This window comes from Phocaeicola salanitronis DSM 18170 (assembly GCF_000190575.1).
GTDB lineage: Bacteria > Bacteroidota > Bacteroidia > Bacteroidales > Bacteroidaceae > Phocaeicola > Phocaeicola salanitronis.
The window spans coordinates 3,620,001-3,643,073 of record NC_015164.1 but is presented as its reverse complement, the minus strand read 5'-3'; the positions used below and the strand labels follow the sequence as shown (position 1 = coordinate 3,643,073).

The following is a 23,073-nucleotide window of genomic DNA, read 5'->3' as shown; positions in this document are numbered from 1 at the left end:
AGTTGTGAATAAAAAGAGAAGCTTTTAAACTGGCTTCTTCCTCCGACCGGCAAATGTACAAAAACTTCCATTCACTTAACGGAATGCCAAATTAAAAGCTCCTCTTTTAGCATGTTTTAGCAATTCAATCTCGCTTGAGGAACCGAGTTACTCGAACATTTTATTGAATTCTTCTGCTGATACTGCTTTGTGATTCAATGTTACTTGGGCTTTGAGGGCTTCAGACAATTTAGCCTCAACGGCACGGTTCACCAATGCTTCTACGCTCTCACGCTTCTTCAGCATTTCCTTCGAATAGTTCTCCAGCAATTCATCGGGCACGTTAATCATGCCATATTGAGCGAATTGGGCACGCGTAGCTTCTTTTGCCATTTCGGTAATGTCGGCTTGTTCCACCTTAATGCCGTGTGCAGCGACCAGCTTTTCCTTAATCAAGTGCCAGGTAAGTTCTTCAAGGCTCTTTTCGTAGTGTTCCGAAACGAACTCTTCGCCTTTGTCCTTGTTGTTTTCCAGCATGATGCGCTTCATCAAGTCATCGGCGAATTGCAGCTTACCGATTTTACCCGATACATACGAACGTACATCAATCAAGAACTTATAGTCGCTGTCCGCCTCATATTGTTTGGCGATTGTTTCCTTGATTTGCGCGCGGAACTCTTCTTCATTATGCGCTTTTCCTTCTCCCAATACTTGGTCGAACAGTTCCTGGTTCAGGTCGCCCGGAATCATGCGGGTGATTTCTTCAATCTGGAAGCTGAAGTTTCCGGTATAAGAAGCTACTTCCTCTTTCTTGATTTTCAGGAGAGAAGCCAGCTCAGCCTCGTTATTGTCGAATGCAACCGACGGGTTGAATGTCAGCACCGTATTTACTTTCGCACCGTTGAAGATGGCTTTCTGGTCATCGTTCTTCATGTAAGAGGGCATCATTACGGCGCCTTCTACCTGAAGTCCGCCTTCTTTCGTATTGCCGTTCTCATCCAGTTCGGCAAGCAGACCTTTCAGCAAGTCATTGTCCTGGTAATCCTCCACTTTCTCGTATTTAGCTGTACGTTGGGTGTACATCTTCACCTGCTGGTCTACCATTTCATCGGTCACGTTTATATCGTAATAATCGATGGTGTCGTCCGCCGAAAGGTCTACCGTAAATTCGGGAGCTAAAGCGATATCGAAAGCGAATTCAAAGTTTTCGTCATTCACGAAGTCTGCATTGCTTTCCTTCGGAAGCGGCGCGCCCAGCATATCCACCTTGTTTTCACGGATATACTCGTTCACTTTTTCCTGCATCAGTTTGTCAACTTCTTCTACCAATACAGATGTGCCATAGTGTTTTTTCACCAGGCTCATGGGCACCATTCCCGGACGGAAACCCGGCATATTCACTCTCTTGCGGAGAGTCTTCAACGCTTTCTCTACTTTTTCCTGATAGTCAGCTTTTTCAATCTGAACGGTAAGCACCGCGCTCACCTTGTCTACATTTTGCAATGAAATATTCATTTCCGACTTATTGTTTTAATTACTACTATATTTCGAATTTATTAATGAGGGTGCAAAAATAGTGTTTTCTCTTGCAATAACCAAATGTCGCACCAAAATTTCAAAAAAACTCTTTTCTTCCCCTTCCCATATTCATCCGTTCATGCATTTATCTGCATTGCCCGGCGAAGCTATATGCGAAGCCCGGCGCATATAGGTGGAAGTCAGGAATCACTCGCGGACGTCCTTCAACTGAAAATCTTTCCGGCGGAGCACAAAACTGTTGCTCAAGTACTTCTCGCGCACAATCTTATTGGCGGCAAGCTCTTCGGGCGTTCCCTGAAACAGGATTTTCCCTTCGAACAACAGGTATGCACGGTCGGTGATGCTCAGTGTCTCCTGCACGTTGTGGTCGGTGATAAGGATGCCGATGTTCTTGTCTTTCAGCCTCCATACGATGTGCTGGATGTCTTCCACCGCAATCGGGTCGACTCCCGCGAATGGCTCGTCCAGCATGATAAACTTCGGGTCGATGGCAAGGCATCGGGCAATCTCCGTACGCCGGCGCTCGCCTCCCGAGAGCTGGTCACCTAAATTCTTGCGCACCTTTTCCAGACGGAACTCGGCGATAAGGCTTTCCAGCTTTTCCTTCTGATACTCTTTCGATGTCTTGGTAAGCTCCAGCACCGACGCGATGTTGTCTTCCACGCTCATCTTGCGGAATACCGACGCTTCCTGCGCCAGGTATCCGATGCCGTTTTGCGCCCGCTTGTATACCGGATAGCTCGTAATGTCCTGATTGTTCAGGTAGATATGTCCTTCGTTGGGCACAATCAAGCCCGTGGTCATGTAGAAAGAAGTGGTCTTTCCCGCACCGTTCGGTCCCAAAAGCCCGACGATTTCACCCTGCTTCACGTTGATAGACACATGACTTACCACCGTACGCTTGCCGTACTTCTTCACCAAGTTTTCCGTGCGGAGCACCATGCGTCCGTCTTCCGGAAGTTCAAACGTATCCGTGGTCTGTTGCTGGTTTTCCTGTTCTGCCATATCGTTTAAATTTCGTTCCGTGATAAAAATCTTCGGCAAAAGTAGTAAAAAACTTGGGTTATGTGGTCATTCATCCGAAATTCCTCCCTCCTTTTATTATAATATAGCTAAAAAACCGTACTTTTGCATAAAAATTAGACTTGAATAAGATTATGGTAAAGCCAATTTCAACTTTAGGGAAATACATCATGCTGATGGGAAGAGTCTTCTCCCGCCCCGAACGGGTACGCATGTATTTCAAGCAATACGTCAATGAAATGGCGCAATTGGGCATCAATTCCATCGGGATTGTCTTGCTTATTTCTTTTTTCATCGGTGCCGTCATCTGCATCCAGATTAAACTGAACATCGAAAGCCCGTGGATGCCCCGCTTTGTGGTAGGATATACCACCCGCGAAATCCTTTTACTGGAGTTCTCGTCCTCTATCATGTGCTTGATTCTGGCGGGGAAAGTAGGCTCGAACATCGCTTCCGAATTGGGGACAATGCGTGTCACCCAGCAAATCGATGCCCTTGAGATAATGGGGGTCAACTCGGCTTCGTACCTGATTCTGCCTAAGATACTGGGGCTTATCACCATGATACCTGTATTGGTGACATTCAGTATCTTTGCCGGAGTTATCGGCGCGTTTTGCACCGCCTGGTTTGCCGGTATCATGAACGCGACCGATTTGGAATACGGCATCCAATATTGTTTTGTGGAATGGTATGTATGGTGCAGCTTCATCAAATCATTCTTCTTTGCCTTTATCATATCCAGCGTATCGGCTTTCTTCGGCTATACGGTGGAAGGAGGCTCCATAGCGGTGGGAAAGGCAAGCACCGACGCCGTGGTGTCGAGCAGCGTGCTGATTCTGTTTTCTGATTTAATCCTGACCAAATTACTTAGCTAACCGACATGATAGAAATAAAATCCATCTATAAGTCATTCGAGGACCGTAACGTATTGGATGACATCAGCTTTACGTTCGAGAACGGGAAGACCAACCTGATTATCGGGCAAAGCGGTTCGGGCAAGACCGTTTTGATGAAATGCCTCGTAGGGCTTCTCACGCCGGAGAAAGGGGAAGTCTTATACGACGGGCGTGATTTTATCGCCATGGACAAGGACGAGAAGAAGGCGCTAAGGCGTGAGATGGGCATGATTTTCCAAAGCGCAGCCCTGTTTGATTCGCTTTCCGTACTGGAGAATGTAATGTTTCCGCTGGACATGTTTTCGAACAAGACGTATCGTGAACGGGTAAAGCGGGCGCAGTTTTGCTTAGACCGCGTGAACTTGCTGGACGCCCAAAACAAATATCCGGGCGAGATTAGCGGGGGAATGCAGAAGCGTGTAGCTATCGCCCGTGCCATCGCCCTCCAGCCTCAATACCTGTTTTGCGATGAGCCAAACTCCGGACTGGACCCGAAGACTTCATTGGTCATCGATGATTTGGTGCATAGCATCACCGCCGAATATAACATGACCACGATTATCAATACGCATGACATGAACTCGGTATTGGGCATCGGCGAAAGCATTTTGTTCATTGACCGGGGGCACAAGGAATGGGAAGGCACGAAAAACGATGTGTTTGCATCCACGAATAAAAGATTGAATGACTTTATCTTCGCTTCCGACCTGTTGAAGAAAGTAAAGGAAGAAGGCGTTAAGTAACAAAGCATTGTCTAAGAGCCTGTTTAAATTTTCCAATAAAGTAATATTCTATCGGGTTCTTTTGCGAATTTAAACAGCTTCTAAGAGAAACGAAATGAAGGGGCTTGAATGCATTTATGCGGATGCATTCAAGCCCCTTCACTTCGTTTCTGGATAATTATCATGAATGTCCGCATTCTGACCCTACATGGGATGTTTGCGAATATTCATAAATCATGAATCCTTCTTATCAACTTTCCTTTACTTCCCAACCCAATGCGCTGGCGCCTAATACCGCGGCATCGGCATCTTTCAATTGAGAGAGGAGCAGCTTGGTCTTTCCTTTATAGATATTCAATACATTATCCTCCATCGCTTTTTGGATAGGCTTCATGATATAGTCGCCTGATTTAGCCAAGCCTCCGAACAGGATAATCGCTTCGGGGCTGGAGAAAGCGATGAAGTTGGCAAGTGCGCGTCCCAACATGTCGCCCGTAAACTGGAAGATATCCTGAGCGAGCTTGTCTCCCTTAACCGCCGCGTCATACACGTCTTTCGACTGGATTTCTTCTGCCGGAACATTGCGTAACAAGCTGGGTTCGGAACGTGCCACAAGGAATTCGCGCGCGGTACGTGCCACACCCGTAGCCGAGCAATAAGTTTCCAGACAGCCCTTGCGTCCGCATCCGCAGATACGCCCGTCCTTTTCTACCATAACGTGTCCCAACTCACCTGCGAATCCGTCGTGACCGTAAACCAGCTGGCCGTTGATAACGATACCGCTTCCTACACCTGTGCCGAGGGTAATCATGATAAAGTCTTTCATGCCGCGGGCTGCTCCATAGGTCATTTCACCGATAGCCGCCGCATTGGCATCATTAGTCAGTGCGGTAGGGACGCCCAAACGTTCCTCGAACATAGCTGCCAAAGGAATAACGCCTTTCCAAGGCAAATTAGGAGCAAATTCGATAGTGCCGCTATAATAATTTCCGTTAGGAGCACCTACGCCCATGCCTTTAATCTTGCTCGGACCTCCGAATTGTTCAATCATCGGAACCAGTTTGGCACATACTGCTTCTACATATTCGTTCACGTCTTCATGTTGCTGTGTCTTAATAGAGTCGGATGCCAATACGTTTCCGCGTGAATCTACAATACCGAACACCGTATTCGTTCCGCCGATGTCCATACCCACTACATAGGGCTTTTCTATGTTTTCTGCCATGTTATTAAATTGTTTAAAGGTTATTTATATAAAGAACAAAAGTAAGCAATCGGAAACAACGGAGCAAATTTTTAACGGATTTATTTAGATTGTAATGTAACTTTTTATAGCTTTGCGACGTCTAAAGAGACAGAAATCAAAGTAAACGACATGATACGGCTAAAAGATATAAACAAAACATACCATAACGGGGCACCGCTCCATGTGTTGAAAGGCATCAATCTGACCATCGAAAAAGGAGAGTTCGTATCCATCATGGGAGCGTCGGGGTCGGGAAAATCCACCTTATTAAATATATTAGGTATTCTGGACAATTACGATTCGGGCGAATATTACCTGAACGATGTGCTCATCAAAGGCCTGAGCGAAACCCGTGCGGCGGAATACCGGAACCGGATGATTGGGTTCATCTTCCAGTCCTTCAACCTTATTTCGTTCAAGAATGCCATGGAGAACGTGGCATTGCCTTTATTCTATCAAGGAGTAGGACGCAAGAAGCGGAACGAGCTTGCCATGGAATACCTCGATAAACTGGGGCTGAAAGAATGGGCGCACCACATGCCCAACGAACTCTCGGGCGGGCAGAAGCAGCGCGTAGCTATTGCCCGTGCCCTGATATCAAAACCTGAAATCATCCTTGCCGACGAGCCTACGGGAGCATTGGACAGCAAGACTTCCGTAGAGGTGATGAACATTCTAAAAGACTTGCACGACCGGGAAGGGCTGACCATCGTAGTGGTGACGCACGAAAGCGGAGTAGCCAACCAGACCAACAAGATTATCCACATCAAGGACGGCATTATCGAACGGATAGAAGACAACATCGACCACAACGCCTCTCCATTCGGCAAGGGCGGATTTATGAAATAACAGGGCTATGATTGACTTAATAGAAGAAATATACGGCACCATCATGCGCAACAAATTGCGCACGGCACTGACGGGCTTCTCGGTAGCATGGGGCATCTTTATGCTTATCGTCTTGCTGGGTGCAGGCAACGGACTGATCCATGCGTTCGAAGGGCAATCGGAAGACATGAAAATGAATTCGATGAAAATCTATCCCGGATATACGTCGAAAGTCTATAAAGGCATGCAGGAAGGACGGAATATTTCCTTGGATAACCGGGATCGGGAGCTGAGCGAAACGGCATTCCCCGAACATGTCATCACGACCGGTGCCACCATCAGCCAAAACGATGTGACCTTGATAAACGGAAAAGAATTCCTGACCATCAGCATAGACGGAGTATTCCCGAACTATCCCGATCTGGAAGCCGTCAAATTAAAAGAAGGGCGTTTCATTAACGAACGCGACATGGAGGAAGAGCGCAAGGTAATCGTATTGCACAAAAAAACGGTAGAAACCTTATTCCCCCACCAACACCCTATCGGAAAATATGTAAACGCCAACGGCGTTGCCTATCAAATCGTAGGCATCTACGAAGACCAGAACAGCTTTTCCCCTTCGGCACTGGCTCCTTTTACCACCATACAGGCGGTGTATGCCAAGGGGGACAGTATCGACAACATCACGTTCACCACACAAGGACTGACAAGCGAGGGAGATAACGAACGCTTCGAAGCCGATTACCGACGGGTATTGGGAGGACAAAAACTGTTCGACCCGACCGATGACGGTGCCATTTGGATTTGGAACCGCTTTACACAATACCTCCAGCAACAGACCGCGACACAAATCCTGCACATCGCCATTTGGGTGATTGGTATCTTCACGCTGTTGAGCGGCATCGTGGGGGTGAGCAACATCATGCTGATTACGGTGCGCGAACGCACGCACGAGTTCGGCATCCGCAAAGCATTGGGGGCGAAACCGATGTCTATCCTTTGGCTGATTATCTCGGAAAGCGTAGCCATTACGACTTTTTTCGGATACCTCGGCATGGTGGCGGGCATTGCCGTAACCGAATACATGAATGTAGCAGCCGGCAAGCAGACCATGGATATGGGCGTATTCTCCATGACATTCTTTGAGAACCCTACCGTGGACTTATCTGTTGCCATCGAAGCGACCTTGACTTTAATCATCGCCGGAACATTTGCCGGTCTCTTCCCGGCTCTTAAAGCCGTAAGAATCCGTCCGATAGAGGCGTTAAGGGCAGAATGAGAATAGATTAATGTGGAAATGTATTAATGTGCTAATGTGGGAATATGCTAATGTGCTAATGTGAAAAGGATATGAAACAGTTCGATTTAGACGTTTGGGAAGAAATACTGGTCACCATTACCCGGAACAAGACCCGAAGCCTCTTGACGGCTTTCGGCATCTTTTGGGGCATCTTCATGCTGATAGCTTTAATGGGAGGCGCACAAGGCATGCAGGATATGCTTTCGCGCGAATTTGAAGGATTCGCCACCAACTCGGGATTTATGGGAGCAAACAAGACAAGCAAGGCTTACAAAGGATTCCAGCAGGGACGGTATTGGGACCTGGAGAACAGCGATGTAGACCGCATCCGCCGGAGCGTGAACGAAATAGATATCATCACCCCCAGCCTCGCCAAATGGGGGATAGACATCATCTATAACGAACAGAAGATATCCGGAACATTGAAAGGGCTGTATCCGGAATACGGGAAAATAGAAGAACCGTTGATTGCTTATGGCAGGTACCTGAACGACATGGATATACAGGAACGGCGGAGAGTATGTATCATCGGCAAGCGCATTTATGAATCCTTATTCCCGGGACATGAAGACCCTTGCGGGAAGTATGTCAAAATCAACGGCATCTATTACCAGGTTATCGGAGTAAGCATGTCTTCGGGAAACATTTCCATACAAGGACGTTCGGAGACCTCGGTCATTATTCCGTTCTCTACCATGCAGCAGAACTACAATTTCGGGCAGAAAGTGCAATTATTGTGCTACACCGCCAAGAAAGGGCATGCAATCAGCGAAGTGGAAAAGAAAGTAGACCAGGTGGTGAAGCAAGCCCATTACATCCATCCCGACGATAGTCAGGCAACTATCCTGGTCAATGCCGAAGCGATGTTCAGCATGATGGACAACTTGTTTTCAGGCATCCGCATACTAGGCTGGATGGTAGGATTGGGCACATTGCTCGCCGGAGCCATTGGCGTAAGCAACATCATGATGGTGACGGTAAAAGAACGGACTACCGAAATCGGCATCCGCCGCGCCATCGGGGCAAAACCGGATGACATCCTGCAACAGATATTGTCGGAAAGCATGGTCTTGACCATCATAGCCGGAATGGCAGGCATTGCCTTTGCGGTTTTCCTGTTGAATGTGGTAGAGACCGCCACCTCCGAGCCGGCTGCGCCTACGCATTTCCTCATCAGCTTTTGGGAAGCTGTGGGAGCCTGCCTCCTGTTACTGGTATTGGGATTGCTTGCCGGACTTGCCCCGGCATACCGGGCGATGTCGGTCAAGCCGATTGATGCCATCCGCGATGAATAAAAAAGAAACTAATAAAAACAGAACGCTATATGAAGAAGTTTATGAAAATAGCGGCACTGGTGCTGATAGCCGCTATATTTATCGGAACCTTCGTGTTCCTTTACCAGAAATCCCAACCGGAAGAGGTGAGTTATCAGATTCTGAAAGCCGAAACAAAAGACTTGGTACAAACCACGGTAGCTACAGGCAAGATCGAGCCTCGTGACGAAGTGGAAATCAAGCCTCAAATATCCGGAATCATTGCCGAAGTGTATAAAGAGGCAGGACAAACCGTACAGGAAGGGGAAGTGATAGCCAAGGTGAAAGTGATTCCCGAATTGGGGACGCTTAATTCGGCGGAGAGCCGTGTGCGCCTGGCAGAGATGAATGGAAAGCAGGCGGAAACCGACTTGGAGCGCATGGAAAAACTATACGAAGGCAAATTGGTGAGCAACGAAGAATACGAACAGACGCTTCTTGCCGCCAAGCAAGCCCGCGAAGAACTTCAGGCAGCAAAAGACAACCTGGAGATTGTAAAGGAAGGTATCACCAAGAGCAGCGCATCGTTCAGCAGCACCCTGATACGTTCCACCATTACCGGACTGATACTGGATGTCCCCATCAAAGTCGGAAATTCCGTCATCATGAGCAATACGTTCAATGACGGCACTACCATAGCCACCGTAGCGGATATGAGCGACCTGATATTCCGAGGAAATGTAGACGAAACAGAGGTAGGGCGCATCCGTGAAGGCATCCCTGTAAAAATTACGCTGGGAGCCTTACAAAACATGAAATTCGATGCTACATTGGAATATATTTCCCCTAAGAGCACAGAAAATAACGGTGCCAACCAGTTTGAAATCAAGGCAGCTATTTCCGTACCCGATAGCGTGACCATCCGTTCGGGCTATAGTGCCAATGCCGAAATGGTGCTTCAACATGCAGAAGGCGCGCTGACCATACCGGAAAGTGCATTGGAGTTCAGCAACGACTCTACCTTTGTCTATGTATTGACCGACAGCGTCCCTGTACAGAAGTTCGAACGCCGGCAGGTCGTTACAGGCATCAGCAACGGCATTGATACCGAAGTGAAACAAGGACTGAAAGCCGGGGAAGCCGTGCGTGGACTTAAAATTGAAAAATAACTTCGTAAGATATGAAACCGAAATACATACTCGTAGCGGCATCCATGGCATGCCTCCCTTTACACGCCCAACAGGAATGGACGCTGAAGCAATGCATCGATTATGCCATCGAACATAACCTGACCATCAAGCAACAAGAAGCCAATGCCGAACAAAGCAGGGTAGAACTGAGTACGGCGAAGAACAGCCGCCTGCCTAACCTGGCGGGAAGCGCTTCCCAATCGTTCAGCTTCGGGCGAAGCCTGCAGGCAGACAATACCTATAATACCATCAATACGCAAAACACAAGTTTCAGTCTCTCTACCAGCGTACCGCTCTTTACCGGCATGCAGATACCCAACAACATCGCCCTCTCAAAACTGAACCTGCAGGCAGCGTTAGAAGACTTGAATGCGGCAAAGGAAAACATAAGCATCCAGGTGGCATCAGCATACCTTCAGGTGCTTTTCAACGAAGAGCTTGCCGAAGTGGCGCGCGAACAGGTCAGTTTAAGCAAGGAAATGCTGGCGCAAAGAGAAGCTTTCTTCCAAAACGGGAAAGCGTCGGAGTCGGAACTGTATGAAGCCAAGTCGCGCGTGGCGCAAGACGAGCTTTCGGCTGTACAGGCCGATAACGATTACCGCTTGTCTTTACTCGACCTCAGCCAGCTGCTGGAACTCTCCTCGCCCGACGGATTCACCATCGCTTCTCCCGAGGCAGACGTGATTGAAAGCCTGGGCACACCGCTTCCGCCTGCCGATATCTATTCCGAGGCACTGCTGATAAAGCCTACGATAAAGGCGGCGCAATACCGTCTGGAAGGAGCGCAGAAAAGCATCCGCATCGCACAAAGCGAGTATTACCCGCAACTAAGCTTAGGAGCAGGGCTAAGCACCAATTATTACAACATGTCGGGAAGGGAAAACAGCAACTTCGGCTCGCAATTGCGCGATAACTTCAGCCAGTATGTAGGGCTGACGCTCAGCGTCCCCATCTTCAACCGCCTTGCAACGCGGAACCGGGTACGGAGCGCACGCATCCAGCAGACCACCTTGGGCTGGCAATTGGAAGACAGCAAGAAAAACCTGTATAAGGAAATACAGCAGGCATACTATAACACCTTGAGCGCGCAGACGCAATACGCCAGCAGCCGTACCGCTACCGAAGCCGCACAGGCTTCGTTCGACTTGATGAAAGAAAAATACCTGAACGGGAAAGCCAACGCCACGGAATACAACGAATCGCGCACGGCATGGATGCGCGCAGTGTCCGATCAGCTTCAAGCCAAATACAACTACTTGTTCCGTTTCAAGATTCTGGACTTCTATCGGGGCGTGCCGTTGGAATTGAAATAAATTGAAGCCACTCCGAAAATCCGTGAAAACACCCCGTTTCGTTTACAGCATATAGCCGCATATTGTGTAAGATTAATAATCTTACAGCATGAAGATTATTAATCTTGCAAGCAACGCGGCTATATGCTTGTTTTTCTTCCTGACTTCAGCCGACACGTCATCAGAGGTTTCCGCTCATGGATAAAAGAGCGGTTGCTTTCAGAATCATTCGGTCTTCGGCTCGATAGGCATCGTATTTTCCTTGTACGCCTTAAAGCCTTTTACCTTCACCCGCTCTTTTTTCTCTTCTTCTGCCACGGCTGCATTCCCCAATTGGTTGAGATTCTCCTTGATAGCGTTATGCGTATCAAAGAAGAAGTCGAGCAACATCTTCAGATGGTCTTCCAGTTCACCTTCATTGGGCGAGAAATACGTATGGCACCGCGAGTGCAGCCCGACGGTCTTCCCGTCCTCGTCAGCCATATAGACCGTAGTAACCAACGAATTGACGTTCACCAAGTTGACAATTTCCTTCAAGACAGGGAAAGCCTCGTTATCGGCATTAATGGACCCCCACCAGGGATTCCATATCATGATGAAACGGTTTTCCTCCTCGGCGGCGATGTAAAAGTCATCCCCTTGGTACTTAAAAGCGATTTGCCCTTCTTCGTTTTCTTCGGGCTGGCATCCTATCTTTTTCAAGACATTGACCACCAAGTCCTTTGTACTGATTTCGTCCAGTTCATCTTTGGTCATCTGGTCCAGATGCTCCATCCGCTTGCGGCGCTCGTGCATAAAACGCAAGAGGAACAATACGACAGGCCACAATGCCAATGCAATGACGGCTATCAAGACGGTAATGTCGGTAATGTTGTTCATAAGCCGGTGAATTTGAAGTTAACACACCTAAAGATACGAATAATCTTGATATAGATTAAGCTTCGGGCTTCTTTTATACTTTTTTAATTCAAAACCATGCAGCAAAAGGGATGCGGATTTGTTTTATAGATGTAAATTTGAAAAAAGAAGAATTATGAAACAGATTTTATCAGGCATGATGCTATTCATGCTATTATTAGTAGGTACAAGTGCTGTTCAGGCACAGGAAACAGAGAAAGAATTGACACGCGAAGAGAAAAAGGCAATGCAGGCAAAACTGGATAGCCTGCTCTTTGAAGAGGCAAAACAAGCGATGAATGAAAAACAGTTCACCTTAGAAGCCGACCAGGTGGTATTTAAGTACGGACAAATGGCATACGTCAACTCGAACACCAATTTCGTGTCGGTCAATGGAGATGATGCCGTAGTTCAGGTTGCATTTAATATTCCGGTAAGCGGCCCGAACGGTTTGGGAGGCGTAACGGTGGACGGAAAGGTTTCATCGTACAAACTGGAAGAGGACAAGCGGGGGAACCTGCGTTTGAGCATGAATGTAATGGGAGCCGGTATTTCGGCACGGGTGGAAATTGAATTGATAAAGGATTCAAACAAAGCTTCGTTAGACATTTTTCCCAATTTCAATTCGAACCGCCTGAGCCTGAATGGAGTATTGCTTCCATCGCATAAAAGCTCGGTATTCAAGGGGCGTTCGTTTTAAGAGCCTGTCCATGAGCGGTATGGTTTTGTGCATTCTGTGTGCTGCAATCGCATCCACAAAATGCACAAATAAATGCCGCAAGAAGTATCAGTGACACACATAATCAACTTAAAAAAACGAAAAGCAATATGAAAAAGAAATTTTTATTATTTGCAGGCATAACCGCATTATTCTTGGCAGCATGTGAAAAAGACCCCGATATGGGGGAATTGGACACCGATTTGGTTGTATATACGAACCATGACAACAGTGTGGATTTCAGCCAATATGCCACTTATTACTTGCCCGACAGCATTTTAGAGGCAGGAAGCGTACGTGCTTCTTATTGGACTGACGAAAATGCACAGACGCTTATCGATGAGGTAGAAAGCCAAATGACCCGTTTGGGATATCAGCGCATCACAGACCCTTCCCAAAAGGACGAGGCGGACGTGGGCATACAGCTCTCTTACCTTGCGCAAACCAAGACCGTGATATCCGGCGGATATTGGAACGGCTGGTGGGATTCCTTCTATTGGGGAGGTTATTGGGGCGGATGGTATTATCCGTATCCGGTGACGTACAGCTACGACACACAAGCGTTGATTCTCGAGATGGCAGACCTGACCGGACGGGACAATGAGGAGCAGCCTTCGATTCCGGTCGTATGGTATGCCAGTGCATCGGGATTCCAATTCGGGAACAACCGGGTAAATATGCAATTATTGACGGAAGGCATTAACCAAGCGTTCAGCCAATCCGCTTATTTAAGTACTGATAAATGACAGGAGGAAAAACAATGAAAACATTTTATAAGAAAATAGCGCTTACACTTTGTGTATTTTCGATGTTCGCTTTACAAAGCCATGCACAATGGGATTCGGACAAAATGCATCTCACCATCGACTGGCAGATGAACGCTCCTTATTCAACGGACTTTGCCGACAAAATAAGCGGATGGGGAATGAACTTTGAAGGAACGTATGATATTGCTCCACGCTGGTCGGTAGGTGCATTCATCAACTTCCATACCAACCATAAGTATATAGGAAGACAAACCATCTCCCTCTCGCCTACCGAATCGCTTACAACCGACCAACAGCGTTCTGCTTATCAATTGCCCTTCGGCATTACCACCGCATACAACGTTTACCCGAGCAAGGGTGTAAAGCCTTACATTGGCGTGAAAGCGGGTGCGGTCTATACCCGCTATACGACCTATTACGGAACCGGAGGCGTATATGATAACCCGTGGGGATTTTATGCCTCACCCGAAATAGGCCTGAAGATTTTCCCATTCACGAACAAGCGCATGGGATTCCATGTAGCCGGTTATTACAGTTATATGACCAACCAGGCCCAAACTTTAACCGGCGAAGGCATAGACGGGCAAAACAACGTGGGTTTCCGTCTTGGCGTTATCTTCTAGTCAATATCAGAAGCCGGAGTCATGTCGCCTTCGACATAAAGACGAACAACTTCTTGTTTGGCATTGGTACGCAACGTAATGCTTTTGCGGAAGTGTCCGGGGAACTTGCCCGCACCATTATAGGTCACGGTAATTTCCCCGCTTTCGCCTGGCTTGATCGGTTCTTTGGGGTATTGAGGCACCGTACATCCGCAGGAGGCTATAGCCTGATGGATTACCAAGGGGCCATTCCCAGTATTCGTAAACTTAAATTTACAAGTCACTTTAGGACTATCCGCAGAGAAAGAACCAAAGCTATGCGAAGTTTGGTCGAATTTAATTTCAGCAGTACCAGCCGCAAGCACTGCTACCATCATTGCCACAAAGCATAAAGTGGAAAAAATTCGTTTCATGAGAGTTTTTTTTATTTAAAACGCTCAAAGATACGCTTTTTCTTTATTTTCACCAAAGATTGAATCCCTAAAGATACAAAAAAAGTAATGCCATCCCATTTCTATGACATTACTTTTTAATAATCAAATTTTATCTTGACTTTACTCTCTAATGTAGTAAAACGTCTTATTTCGCAAAACTTACAGCACGCGTTTCGCGAATAACCGTAATCTTCACTTGTCCCGGATAAGTCATTTCGTCTTGAATTTTCTTTGCTATCTCGGCGGACAAGCTTTCTGTCTGCTTATCATCAATCTTATCAGCTCCTACGATGACACGGAGTTCACGCCCTGCCTGAATAGCGTATGTCTTCGTAACACCTGGATAAGACATAGCGAGTTGTTCCAGGTCGTTCAAACGCTTGATATAAGCTTCTACAATTTCACGGCGTGCACCTGGACGTGCTCCTGAAATAGCATCGCATACCTGTACGATAGGCGCTAAAAGACTGGTCATTTCTATCTCATCGTGGTGAGCGCCAATGGCATTGCATATATCAGGCTTTTCCTTGTATTTCTCTGCCAATTTCATACCCAATAATGCGTGTGGCAATTCGGGCTCTTCATCAGGCACCTTACCAATGTCATGAAGCAAGCCGGCACGTTTGGCTTTCTTTGGATTCAATCCCAGTTCAGAAGCCATGACGGCGCAGAGGTTAGCGGTCTCACGTGCATGTTGCAAAAGGTTCTGCCCGTACGACGAACGGTATTTCATCTTTCCTATGATGCGGATAAGTTCGGGATGCAAGCCATGAATGCCAAGATCGATGGTGGTACGCTTTCCCGTTTCGATAATTTCGTCTTCCACCTGTTTCTTCACCTTCGCCACGACTTCTTCAATACGTGCGGGATGGATACGCCCATCGGTCACCAGTTGATGAAGCGCCAACCGCGCTATCTCGCGACGCACAGGGTCAAACGCCGAAAGGACGATGGCTTCGGGGGTGTCATCTACTACGATTTCCACTCCTGTAGCAGCTTCAAGGGCACGAATGTTGCGTCCTTCACGCCCGATGATGCGTCCTTTTATTTCATCAGACTCGATATGGAACACCGTTACGGAGTTTTCGATAGCCGTTTCAGTGGCAATCCGCTGAATGGTTTGTATCACGATGCGTTTGGCTTCCCGGTTGGCAGACATTTTGGCATCGTCCATAATGTCATTGATATACGATTGTGCCTGCGTTTTGGCTTCTTCCTTAAGCGATTCCACAAGGCGTTCTTTGGCTTCTTCCGCCGAAAGCCCCGACAAAGCTTCCAGTTTTTTGCGCTCTTGTATCTGAAGGTTGTCCAACTCTTCTTTCTTTTTGTCGATGACTACCAACTGAGCATCCAGGTTCTCACGGATGGCTTCCGTTTCGTTGCGTTTGCGCTGAAGTTCTTCATGCTTCTGGCTTAACACCATTTCGCGCTGCTTCAGTTTGTTTTCGACCTGCTGGATTTTCTGGTTGCGTGCAGCCACTTCTTTTTCCAACTCAGCTTTCTTGTTCAGAAACTTTTCCTTTACTTCAAGCAGCTTATTTTTTTTAATGACTTCTGCTTCAGTTTCAGCTTCCTTTATAATTTTATCGTAACGCGATTTCAAGCCATACTTGAAGAATGCGTACGAAAGTGCTCCTCCTATCAGGAAGGCAATGACCGTAAATATTACTGTATTCATTATTACAAATTAAATTTATATATAAACAAAAACGCACAGACCGCCAGCCGTACACGGGCATATCGGTTTGTGCGCAAAATCTTTCTTTATTCAACAAAACTAAACGTTCCTAACACTTTATTCGTCCGTTTGCGGACGGATACACGTTTCTACGTCTTCCATCAGCTGCCGGATTTTCTCTGTGTACGGCTGGGTATCGTTCCGGTCTTTCATCGAGATATTCTCGAACGACAACTCCAAGGCTGCCATCGCCCAATGTGTCGTCGCGCTGAAGCTCGGATACATACTCCGGTATTTGTTTAGTTTATAGTCAATCTGTTTGGCTGCATCGCGGTACAGTTGCTCGTCTTTCCGGAAGATGGTCAACGGATACCGTTCATTATCAATCAGCAGATGTATTTTAAATTTGTCGTCCTCCATGACTCGTTCACCTTTATGTCATTCATTCAGCAAAGCGATGCATTTGTCGACTTCACGCACGAGGTCCGCCAACCGTTTCTTGGTATCTCGGAGTTCGTTATCGTTGATACTGATTATGCGGGCCGCTTTCAAGTTGGCATATTTTGACTCCAATTCTTTCCGGCTTTCTTCCAGACGCACGATTTCCGCTTCTTTTGCTACAAGAAGCTGACGCAGCATTGCTATTTCTTTCTTTTGTTCCCCGAACAGATAAATCAGATTTTGCAATTTGCCTTCGAACGTCTTCAATAGCCTTTTGTCTTCTTCTGTCATTTTTACCAAATTCTACACAAATATAATGGATTGAATATAAATACAAAAATTTTTGCGCTTTTATTTTTGAAAAAGTTAGAATTTGGACGTTTTCAGACAAAAAACGAGCTGCAACTTGAAATCAGTTACAGCTCATTCTGCACGGGAAGAGAGACTCGAACTCCCGACACTCGGTTTTGGAGACCGATGCTCTACCAACTGAGCTATTCCCGTAATTGCGAGTGCAAAGGTACGATATTTTTTGAATCTTCCAAATGCTTCAAGGATTTTTTATCTTATCCGGTTCATAAAATCCCGGTTTCTTCAAACATCGTCTGATAGATTTCGGCTTTTTTCTCCAATTTAAGCGGATAAGCACGGCTGGAAGAAGGCATCCGGTAAAGGTGAAAAGGCAAGCCTCCATGCTCAAACCGGCTTTTACCTCCCATAGGCGGCTCTTCAATCCGCATTCGCGCACAAATCGTATCAGTAGCTTTCTGCCCCGTAACGGCTATTGCCCGACATGCAGGAAGCCGTTTCAAGAGCAAATCAACATCTGTTGGTTCTACCACCTCCAAGAATTTGTCCGAAGCATTATTCTGCAGGCGTTTCACCACACATGCCGTATCGTAGAGCGCGATTCCCTTTTCTACCAAAAATCCAACAATGCGCTCTTTGTCGAATGACTTCTTATCAGGCAAGACGAAATAGTCTTTCTGATTAAAAAAGACCAGACCGAAAATCCGCCACATATCGTTGTTCCAATTCGGATAAAAGAAATCCATGCTCCAGCGTTTCTTTTGGGGCGGAAAACTTCCCAGCATCAACAAGACTGCGTTGCCGGGAAGGAACGGTTCAAGCGGATGGCTTTCAACAATGCCTTCCATCCGTTACTCTTTGGGTTTCGGCTCTTTCTTCGCCAGTACAACGATGTTATAGACGTATTCTGACATCCAGCTTTCGCTATATCCCAGCGCATGCTGGTATTGGCGGATGTTAAGGCAAGTCTTGCGCACACTATCGTCTTTCCAGTTCGTGCGGGTCAAAATATCGTGAACGGTCTTTTCGGTCATGCCGCGCAGGGCTTTTTTGAAAATGCCCGGCATACGGAATTTCCATTGCATCAGATTGCCCACCACCATCATCAGGTCCTGGCTGAATCCCTGGAACATGAAAAAATAATTTTGGACCGCATTCACATTCTTGCAATGTTTCTTGATGGATGCGTCTATCTCTTTGAAGAAGAAATCATTGATGCCGTAAATGTCTGTCAGCATTTTCTTACACCGCGAACGTTCCGCCAGCCCCAACTTGTTATTTTGGGTAGGGATTTTCAGCGTACGCTTAAACACAGCCATGTCGGGCAAGGCATTAATATTACTGATACCCAGTTGCGCTGCCATAACCGCCTGATAATACACCCGTATCAAAGTCATAAAATCTTCTACTCCGCCTACGGCCGCAGCTTCTTCTTCCGTTGTTTTCTTCTTGAAAAGCTTTGAAAATATACTCATCGTCTCTTGCTTTTTTATTTATTGTAAATGAATGGGACAAAGGTATGAAAAAAACTTGATACTCGATGCAAAAACAACATAACTTCAAAAGCTCCGTCATTCACTTTTTGCCTGTTTATACTCGGAAGGTGTCATTCCGGTGGCTTTCTTAAAACATTTGCCGAAATATTTCGGGTCGGCAAAGCCGGTCATATAGGCTATCTGAGAAAAAGTGTAATCGGAGGACACTATCAACTGTTCGGCACGTTTGAGGCGGATTCCACGAATAAATTCGACCGGAGTCATCCCTACAATGGACTTCAGTTTCCGATAGAATACGGTACGGCTCAAACATACATGGGCTGCCACTTCCTCGATTTCCAAATTGGCATTGTCCATATTACATTCGATAAAGTCGACCACCTTTTGCATGAAGGCTTCATCTAAACGGGTCACCTGAGGCTGAGAAGGAGCCAACTCAAGCAGAGACTTCTGTTTTTCGTCCTCCTTTTTCCCGGAAAAGCGTGAAAAATAAGCCTCCTGCAAACGTTCGCGTTGCCTGAAAACCTGCCCGATGCGCGCCTCCAGGTAAGCAGCGCTGAAAGGTTTGGTAATATAGTCATCAATGCCTTGGTCTAACGCCTGAATGCGGTCGTCCAACGATGCTTTGGCAGACAATACAATAATCGGAATATGGCAGACTTCAGCATCGTTTTTCAACTGCCGGACCATTTCCAACCCGTCCATCACAGGCATCATGACATCGGTAAGAATCATGTCCGGCAATTCCTTGCGTGCCATATCCCATCCGGCTTCTCCATTAACGGCGGTCAGGACACGATAACGGACGGATAAAATATCGGCGAGAGAGGTGCGCAACTCATCGTTATCTTCTACTATCAGAATAGAGAGGCGACCGTCCTGCATCTCTTCTTCGGATTTTTTTTCAAGCCCTGCAGACATTGAAGCAGGCACAGCCTTATCGCATTCGTCTTTCAAAACCCATTCTATTTGCTTATTGTCCGAGAAAACTTGTTTATCAGACGGAAGCGTCACGATAAAATCGCTCCCTTTCCCTACCCGGCTTTCGACCTGAATCGTACCGTGAAGCAATTGCACCATGTCTTTTACCAACGCCAAGCCGATGCCCGAAGAAGGTTGACCGATAAGTGTCCCCAAAGTCTCGAAACGGTTAAAAATATTCTTCACTACCGAATCGTCTATGCCCACGCCTTGATCTGAAACCCGGACTTGCAAGCATTCTTTCTCCAACTTCACACAGACGGTAATACATTTACCTTCGGGAGTATACTTGAACGCATTGGACAAAAGATTAAAGAAAATCTTATCGAACTTATCAGGGTCTGTCCATATATACATCTCGTCCGCATCGGCCTGCAAGGACATCCGGATGTGCTTCTCGGTTGCCAGCGATGAGAAATTGTCTAAAACAGAACGCAATGTCCCAACGATTTCGATACGCTCCATAAAGAGCTTCATCTTCCCTTTTTGGATTTTCCGGAAATCTAATATCTGATTCATCATACGCAACATACGCTGAGCATTTTTCTCTACGGTCACAAGATTCTGACGCGCCTTCTCCGACAATTGCTCGTGAGCAAGCACCGCCGACAAGGGCGCAATAATCAAAGTAAGCGGTGTGCGCAACTCATGGGATATGTCGGTAAAAAAGCGCAATTTGATATCTGCCAACTGCTGTTCGACCTTGATGCTATGGCGCAGGCGATAAATATAAAACAATATATAAACGACTATGCCAATGAAAATGAAAGCCGTCAAAGCATACACCAACCATGCCCAAAAAGTTTCGTGAAACCATGGACGAACCGTCACACGTAACGAAGTGACATTGTTGAGCCACACACCATCGCTATCTGTAGAACGCACTTCGAACACGTATGAACCTGCCGGAATATTCATGTAACGTGCAGAACGTCCATGACCGACATCGTTCCATTCCTTTTCCAATCCTTTCAGACGATAAGCGTATTGAATGTCTTTTGTATTAATATAGTCGGCTGCGGCAAACCGGAAAGTCACATTCCGGTTTTCTGGCTGCAAGACCAATTCCCGCTTATTGTCAGACCAGGCTACTGTTCTTCCGCCTTGCACCCGTATGTCCGTAAAATTAATCGGAGGGACATACGCCGCTTTCCTCAACCTGGAAATATCCAGTTCGAGCATGCCCAAATTCGTGCCAGCTATCAAATTACGACGGGCATCAATAACTGGCACCGCTTCTGAAAACTTCATCGCTGTACGAAACAAATTGCTACGGTAATTCTCGAAGCGACCGGTTACAGGGTCGAATTTCGACACTGCATTTTCTTGTATAATCCAAATATTTCCCAAGCTATCCTCTACCGCCGCCTGCACCAGTTCGGAAATCAGTCCGTCTTTCCGCGTATAGGTTTTGAACCGCAATTCATCGGACAACAAATTCCGGGAAGCAACGCAACTCATGCCTCCAGTAAAACTGAAAAGATAAAGATTGCCTTGTTTCGTTTTCACAATATCCATCACATCATTCGCCACCAGCGAAGAGTCGCACCCGGCATGTTTAGCATTGTGATAAAACTTGATTTCTTCAGGCTGGCGAAAATCACCGCTAAAAGACAATAAGCCGTTTGTCGTACCCACCAGCAATGTACCGTTATCCGACTCATCCATGCAGCGTGCCCTGGCACCAATCTCCATCGGATAACTTTTCATCTCATTATTATAATTCAAGAACGAAAGTTTCTCATCGGCTTCCTTCTTCACCAAATTGATTCCGTTCTGATAACATACTACCCACAAGCGATGACGGCTGTCCTGAAAGAAAGAAAATATCCGATTTCCCGACACACTATACCGGCCGGCATCGTCATGCCGGTAATGAGATGCCTCATAGCCCCCTTTCCCGTCTTTTCTGAACCAATACAATCCATCACCGTTTGTCCCAATCCAAATATCGCCGTCTTTGTCTTGAAACAACGCATAAATCCCCCCTGCAAATGAAGTTTCAACAGGCACTATCTTTCCTTTCGGACTTAAATAGCCTATAAAACGCTTTTGTTCATCATACAAACGGATGATTCCCATTTTAGAACCGACCCACAAACGCCGCTCGTCATCAATCAGGAAAGCACGCAATTCGATTCCGCTATCAATATCGTACAATTGCATCTTATAGGGAAGTTGAATCACCTGATCTACCCCCCAATCCAAAACCAGCCACATATTGCCTTGACGGTCTACCGTCATATACCGCACAAAGGGGCTGTAAGCCGAAGACTTCTCTTTTTCATCCTGATAATAATAGGAGAGTTTGTCAGCCATATAATCGTAGTAGCATAATTGACCATTTGAAGGCAATATCCATAATACTCCCTCCTTCTCATAGAAGAAAGTAGTAGGCTTGCGGTCAGGCTGGACAGGTACCGTCGCATCAATATGATAGACCTTTTGCGCTAAAGAATGCAAATCAATCTTTACCACTCCTCCGTTTTGCGGAATCACCCAACAATGATAAGAAGAATCCAGATAAAGATTGCGCACCGCATTCGACAAAGTTCCCCGTTCTCCTATATCAAGATGAATGAAACGCTTCTCTCTTGCCAGATAAAGCGTCAAGCCTTGCTCGGTAGAAAGTGCCAATGTATCAGCAGAAAGCTTATCCAAACCGGAAATTTCTCCCAAAGCATACGAAGGCTGGAAAAAAGACAATTTTCCAATCTGCATGTCATAAATCGCCAATTTATCCGAAGTAGAAATCAAATATATCCGCTTTTCCGATTCCATGATAAATTTAAACGGGCAATCACTTTCTACGTTCTTCTTTCCTAAAATCGTGACTCCTTTATCTGTCAGAATCCATTCATCCCCCTCCGAATCTTTGAACACCGTGTAAATCTGCTCGCCTTTCAATACATCAGCAGTACTATACAAAACCAGCCCTTCTTCTTCCGGCATCTTATTCTCGTCAACCCTGCAAGCATATCCGTTTTTACATAGAATCCAAGAGATTCCTCCTGATAAAGTAACAATATCAGTCACATACAAACGCTTCTTTAAACGTTTTTCCAAAGAAGAGAGCACATCGGTAAAACATTCTTCTTCCGTATCGAATACAAAAGCCCGTTCATCATAAGTAAGACACCAAATATCACCTTTGCTGTTTTCCACAATATCAACCATACGATAGGAAGTCAAAGGGTCTTTCCCGTCAGCTGACATCTTATAATTTTTAAAACCATAACCGTCATACCGGTCCAAGCCGTTCCATGTAGCTAACCAGATAAATCCTCTATGATCTTGGATAACACGCTGAACAACACCTTGCGATAAACCATCATTCACCGAATAATGCTGAATCCGACACAAAGGTTGGGCACGAAGCGAACAACACAGATATACGAATAAAAAGAAGATATAGAATCTCATGCCTTTACATTTTTACAAAAATACAAAAAAACACGGATATCATTTAGAGTCTGTTTAAT

The 23,073-nt window shown here is 46.3% G+C and carries 21 protein-coding genes and 1 tRNA gene; 10 read left to right on the top strand and 12 right to left on the bottom strand.

What is annotated here, in order from left to right:
- Positions 1-147: 147 nt before the first annotated feature.
- Both tig and lptB read right to left on the bottom strand, forming a co-directional pair.
- Positions 148-1,494, bottom strand: a complete 1,347-nt coding sequence (gene tig / locus BACSA_RS15465) for a trigger factor (RefSeq protein WP_013618966.1) — start codon at positions 1,492-1,494, stop codon at positions 148-150.
- Positions 1,495-1,704: 210 nt separating this feature from the next.
- The gene (lptB, locus tag BACSA_RS15460) at positions 1,705-2,523 is read right to left on the bottom strand and encodes an LPS export ABC transporter ATP-binding protein (protein ID WP_013618965.1); all 819 of its coding nucleotides are present in this window, start codon (positions 2,521-2,523) and stop codon (positions 1,705-1,707) included.
- A 152-nt stretch (positions 2,524-2,675) separates the two neighbouring features.
- On the opposite strand from lptB, the gene BACSA_RS15455 reads away from it, so the two are divergent.
- On the top strand, positions 2,676-3,416 hold the full coding sequence (locus tag BACSA_RS15455; RefSeq protein WP_013618964.1) for an MlaE family ABC transporter permease: 741 nt from the start codon (positions 2,676-2,678) through the stop codon (positions 3,414-3,416).
- Positions 3,417-3,421: 5 nt separating this feature from the next.
- Complete coding sequence (locus BACSA_RS15450; RefSeq protein WP_013618963.1) at positions 3,422-4,180, top strand: ABC transporter ATP-binding protein; 759 nt, start codon at positions 3,422-3,424, stop codon at positions 4,178-4,180.
- 229 nt (positions 4,181-4,409) lie between these two features.
- Here the strand turns inward: BACSA_RS15450 and BACSA_RS15445 are convergent, their stop codons facing one another.
- Complete coding sequence (locus tag BACSA_RS15445) at positions 4,410-5,384, bottom strand: ROK family protein (RefSeq protein WP_013618962.1); 975 nt, start codon at positions 5,382-5,384, stop codon at positions 4,410-4,412.
- A gap of 150 nt (positions 5,385-5,534) precedes the next feature.
- On the opposite strand from BACSA_RS15445, the gene BACSA_RS15440 reads away from it, so the two are divergent.
- The 5 genes from BACSA_RS15440 to BACSA_RS15420 all read left to right on the top strand — a co-directional run bounded on the left by BACSA_RS15440 (position 5,535) and on the right by BACSA_RS15420 (position 11,289).
- Positions 5,535-6,254, top strand: coding sequence for an ABC transporter ATP-binding protein (locus BACSA_RS15440; protein WP_013618961.1), 720 nt, complete (start codon positions 5,535-5,537; stop codon positions 6,252-6,254).
- Between the two features lie 7 nt (positions 6,255-6,261).
- Positions 6,262-7,512, top strand: coding sequence for an ABC transporter permease (locus BACSA_RS15435; protein WP_013618960.1), 1,251 nt, complete (start codon positions 6,262-6,264; stop codon positions 7,510-7,512).
- A gap of 71 nt (positions 7,513-7,583) precedes the next feature.
- The gene (locus BACSA_RS15430) at positions 7,584-8,828 is read left to right on the top strand and encodes an ABC transporter permease (RefSeq protein ID WP_013618959.1); all 1,245 of its coding nucleotides are present in this window, start codon (positions 7,584-7,586) and stop codon (positions 8,826-8,828) included.
- Positions 8,829-8,857: 29 nt separating this feature from the next.
- On the top strand, positions 8,858-9,955 hold the full coding sequence (locus tag BACSA_RS15425) for an efflux RND transporter periplasmic adaptor subunit (RefSeq protein WP_013618958.1): 1,098 nt from the start codon (positions 8,858-8,860) through the stop codon (positions 9,953-9,955).
- Between the two features lie 11 nt (positions 9,956-9,966).
- On the top strand, positions 9,967-11,289 hold the full coding sequence (locus tag BACSA_RS15420; RefSeq protein ID WP_013618957.1) for a TolC family protein: 1,323 nt from the start codon (positions 9,967-9,969) through the stop codon (positions 11,287-11,289).
- Positions 11,290-11,493: 204 nt separating this feature from the next.
- On the opposite strand, the gene BACSA_RS15415 is transcribed toward BACSA_RS15420, so the two are convergent.
- The gene (locus tag BACSA_RS15415) at positions 11,494-12,138 is read right to left on the bottom strand and encodes a YbjN domain-containing protein (protein WP_041584459.1); all 645 of its coding nucleotides are present in this window, start codon (positions 12,136-12,138) and stop codon (positions 11,494-11,496) included.
- Between the two features lie 163 nt (positions 12,139-12,301).
- Between BACSA_RS15415 and BACSA_RS15410 the strand changes: the two genes are divergently transcribed.
- The 3 genes from BACSA_RS15410 (at position 12,302) to BACSA_RS15400 (ending at position 14,273) form a co-directional block, all read left to right on the top strand.
- Positions 12,302-12,865 (top strand): DUF4251 domain-containing protein, encoded by a 564-nt coding sequence (locus BACSA_RS15410; protein WP_013618955.1) that lies wholly within the window; start codon positions 12,302-12,304, stop codon positions 12,863-12,865.
- Positions 12,866-12,993: 128 nt separating this feature from the next.
- A complete protein-coding gene (locus tag BACSA_RS15405; RefSeq protein WP_013618954.1) occupies positions 12,994-13,629 on the top strand; it encodes a DUF4136 domain-containing protein in 636 nt (211 codons plus the stop codon).
- A gap of 14 nt (positions 13,630-13,643) precedes the next feature.
- Positions 13,644-14,273, top strand: a complete 630-nt coding sequence (locus BACSA_RS15400) for an outer membrane beta-barrel protein (RefSeq protein ID WP_041584074.1) — start codon at positions 13,644-13,646, stop codon at positions 14,271-14,273.
- Here the strand turns inward: BACSA_RS15400 and BACSA_RS15395 are convergent.
- The 8 genes from BACSA_RS15395 to BACSA_RS15360 all read right to left on the bottom strand — a co-directional run bounded on the left by BACSA_RS15395 (position 14,270) and on the right by BACSA_RS15360 (position 23,014).
- On the bottom strand, positions 14,270-14,665 hold the full coding sequence (locus BACSA_RS15395; protein WP_013618952.1) for a DUF1573 domain-containing protein: 396 nt from the start codon (positions 14,663-14,665) through the stop codon (positions 14,270-14,272). The genes BACSA_RS15400 and BACSA_RS15395 overlap by 4 nt on opposite strands.
- A 166-nt stretch (positions 14,666-14,831) precedes the next feature.
- Positions 14,832-16,364 carry a ribonuclease Y gene (rny, locus tag BACSA_RS15390; protein WP_013618951.1) on the bottom strand — a complete coding sequence of 511 codons (1,533 nt, stop codon included), beginning with the start codon at positions 16,362-16,364 and terminating at the stop codon, positions 14,832-14,834.
- A 117-nt stretch (positions 16,365-16,481) separates the two neighbouring features.
- Positions 16,482-16,784, bottom strand: coding sequence for a cell division protein ZapA (locus tag BACSA_RS15385; protein ID WP_013618950.1), 303 nt, complete (start codon positions 16,782-16,784; stop codon positions 16,482-16,484).
- Positions 16,785-16,802: 18 nt separating this feature from the next.
- Entirely contained in the window at positions 16,803-17,096 is a 294-nt protein-coding gene (locus BACSA_RS15380; RefSeq protein WP_013618949.1) for a hypothetical protein, read from the bottom strand.
- Between the two features lie 140 nt (positions 17,097-17,236).
- Positions 17,237-17,309 (bottom strand) — tRNA-Trp (locus BACSA_RS15375).
- Between the two features lie 71 nt (positions 17,310-17,380).
- Positions 17,381-17,962 (bottom strand): uracil-DNA glycosylase family protein, encoded by a 582-nt coding sequence (locus BACSA_RS15370; protein WP_013618948.1) that lies wholly within the window; start codon positions 17,960-17,962, stop codon positions 17,381-17,383.
- Between the two features lie 3 nt (positions 17,963-17,965).
- Positions 17,966-18,589, bottom strand: a complete 624-nt coding sequence (locus tag BACSA_RS15365; RefSeq protein ID WP_013618947.1) for a hypothetical protein — start codon at positions 18,587-18,589, stop codon at positions 17,966-17,968.
- A gap of 96 nt (positions 18,590-18,685) precedes the next feature.
- On the bottom strand, positions 18,686-23,014 hold the full coding sequence (locus BACSA_RS15360) for a hybrid sensor histidine kinase/response regulator transcription factor (protein ID WP_013618946.1): 4,329 nt from the start codon (positions 23,012-23,014) through the stop codon (positions 18,686-18,688).
- Positions 23,015-23,073 lie beyond the last annotated feature (59 nt).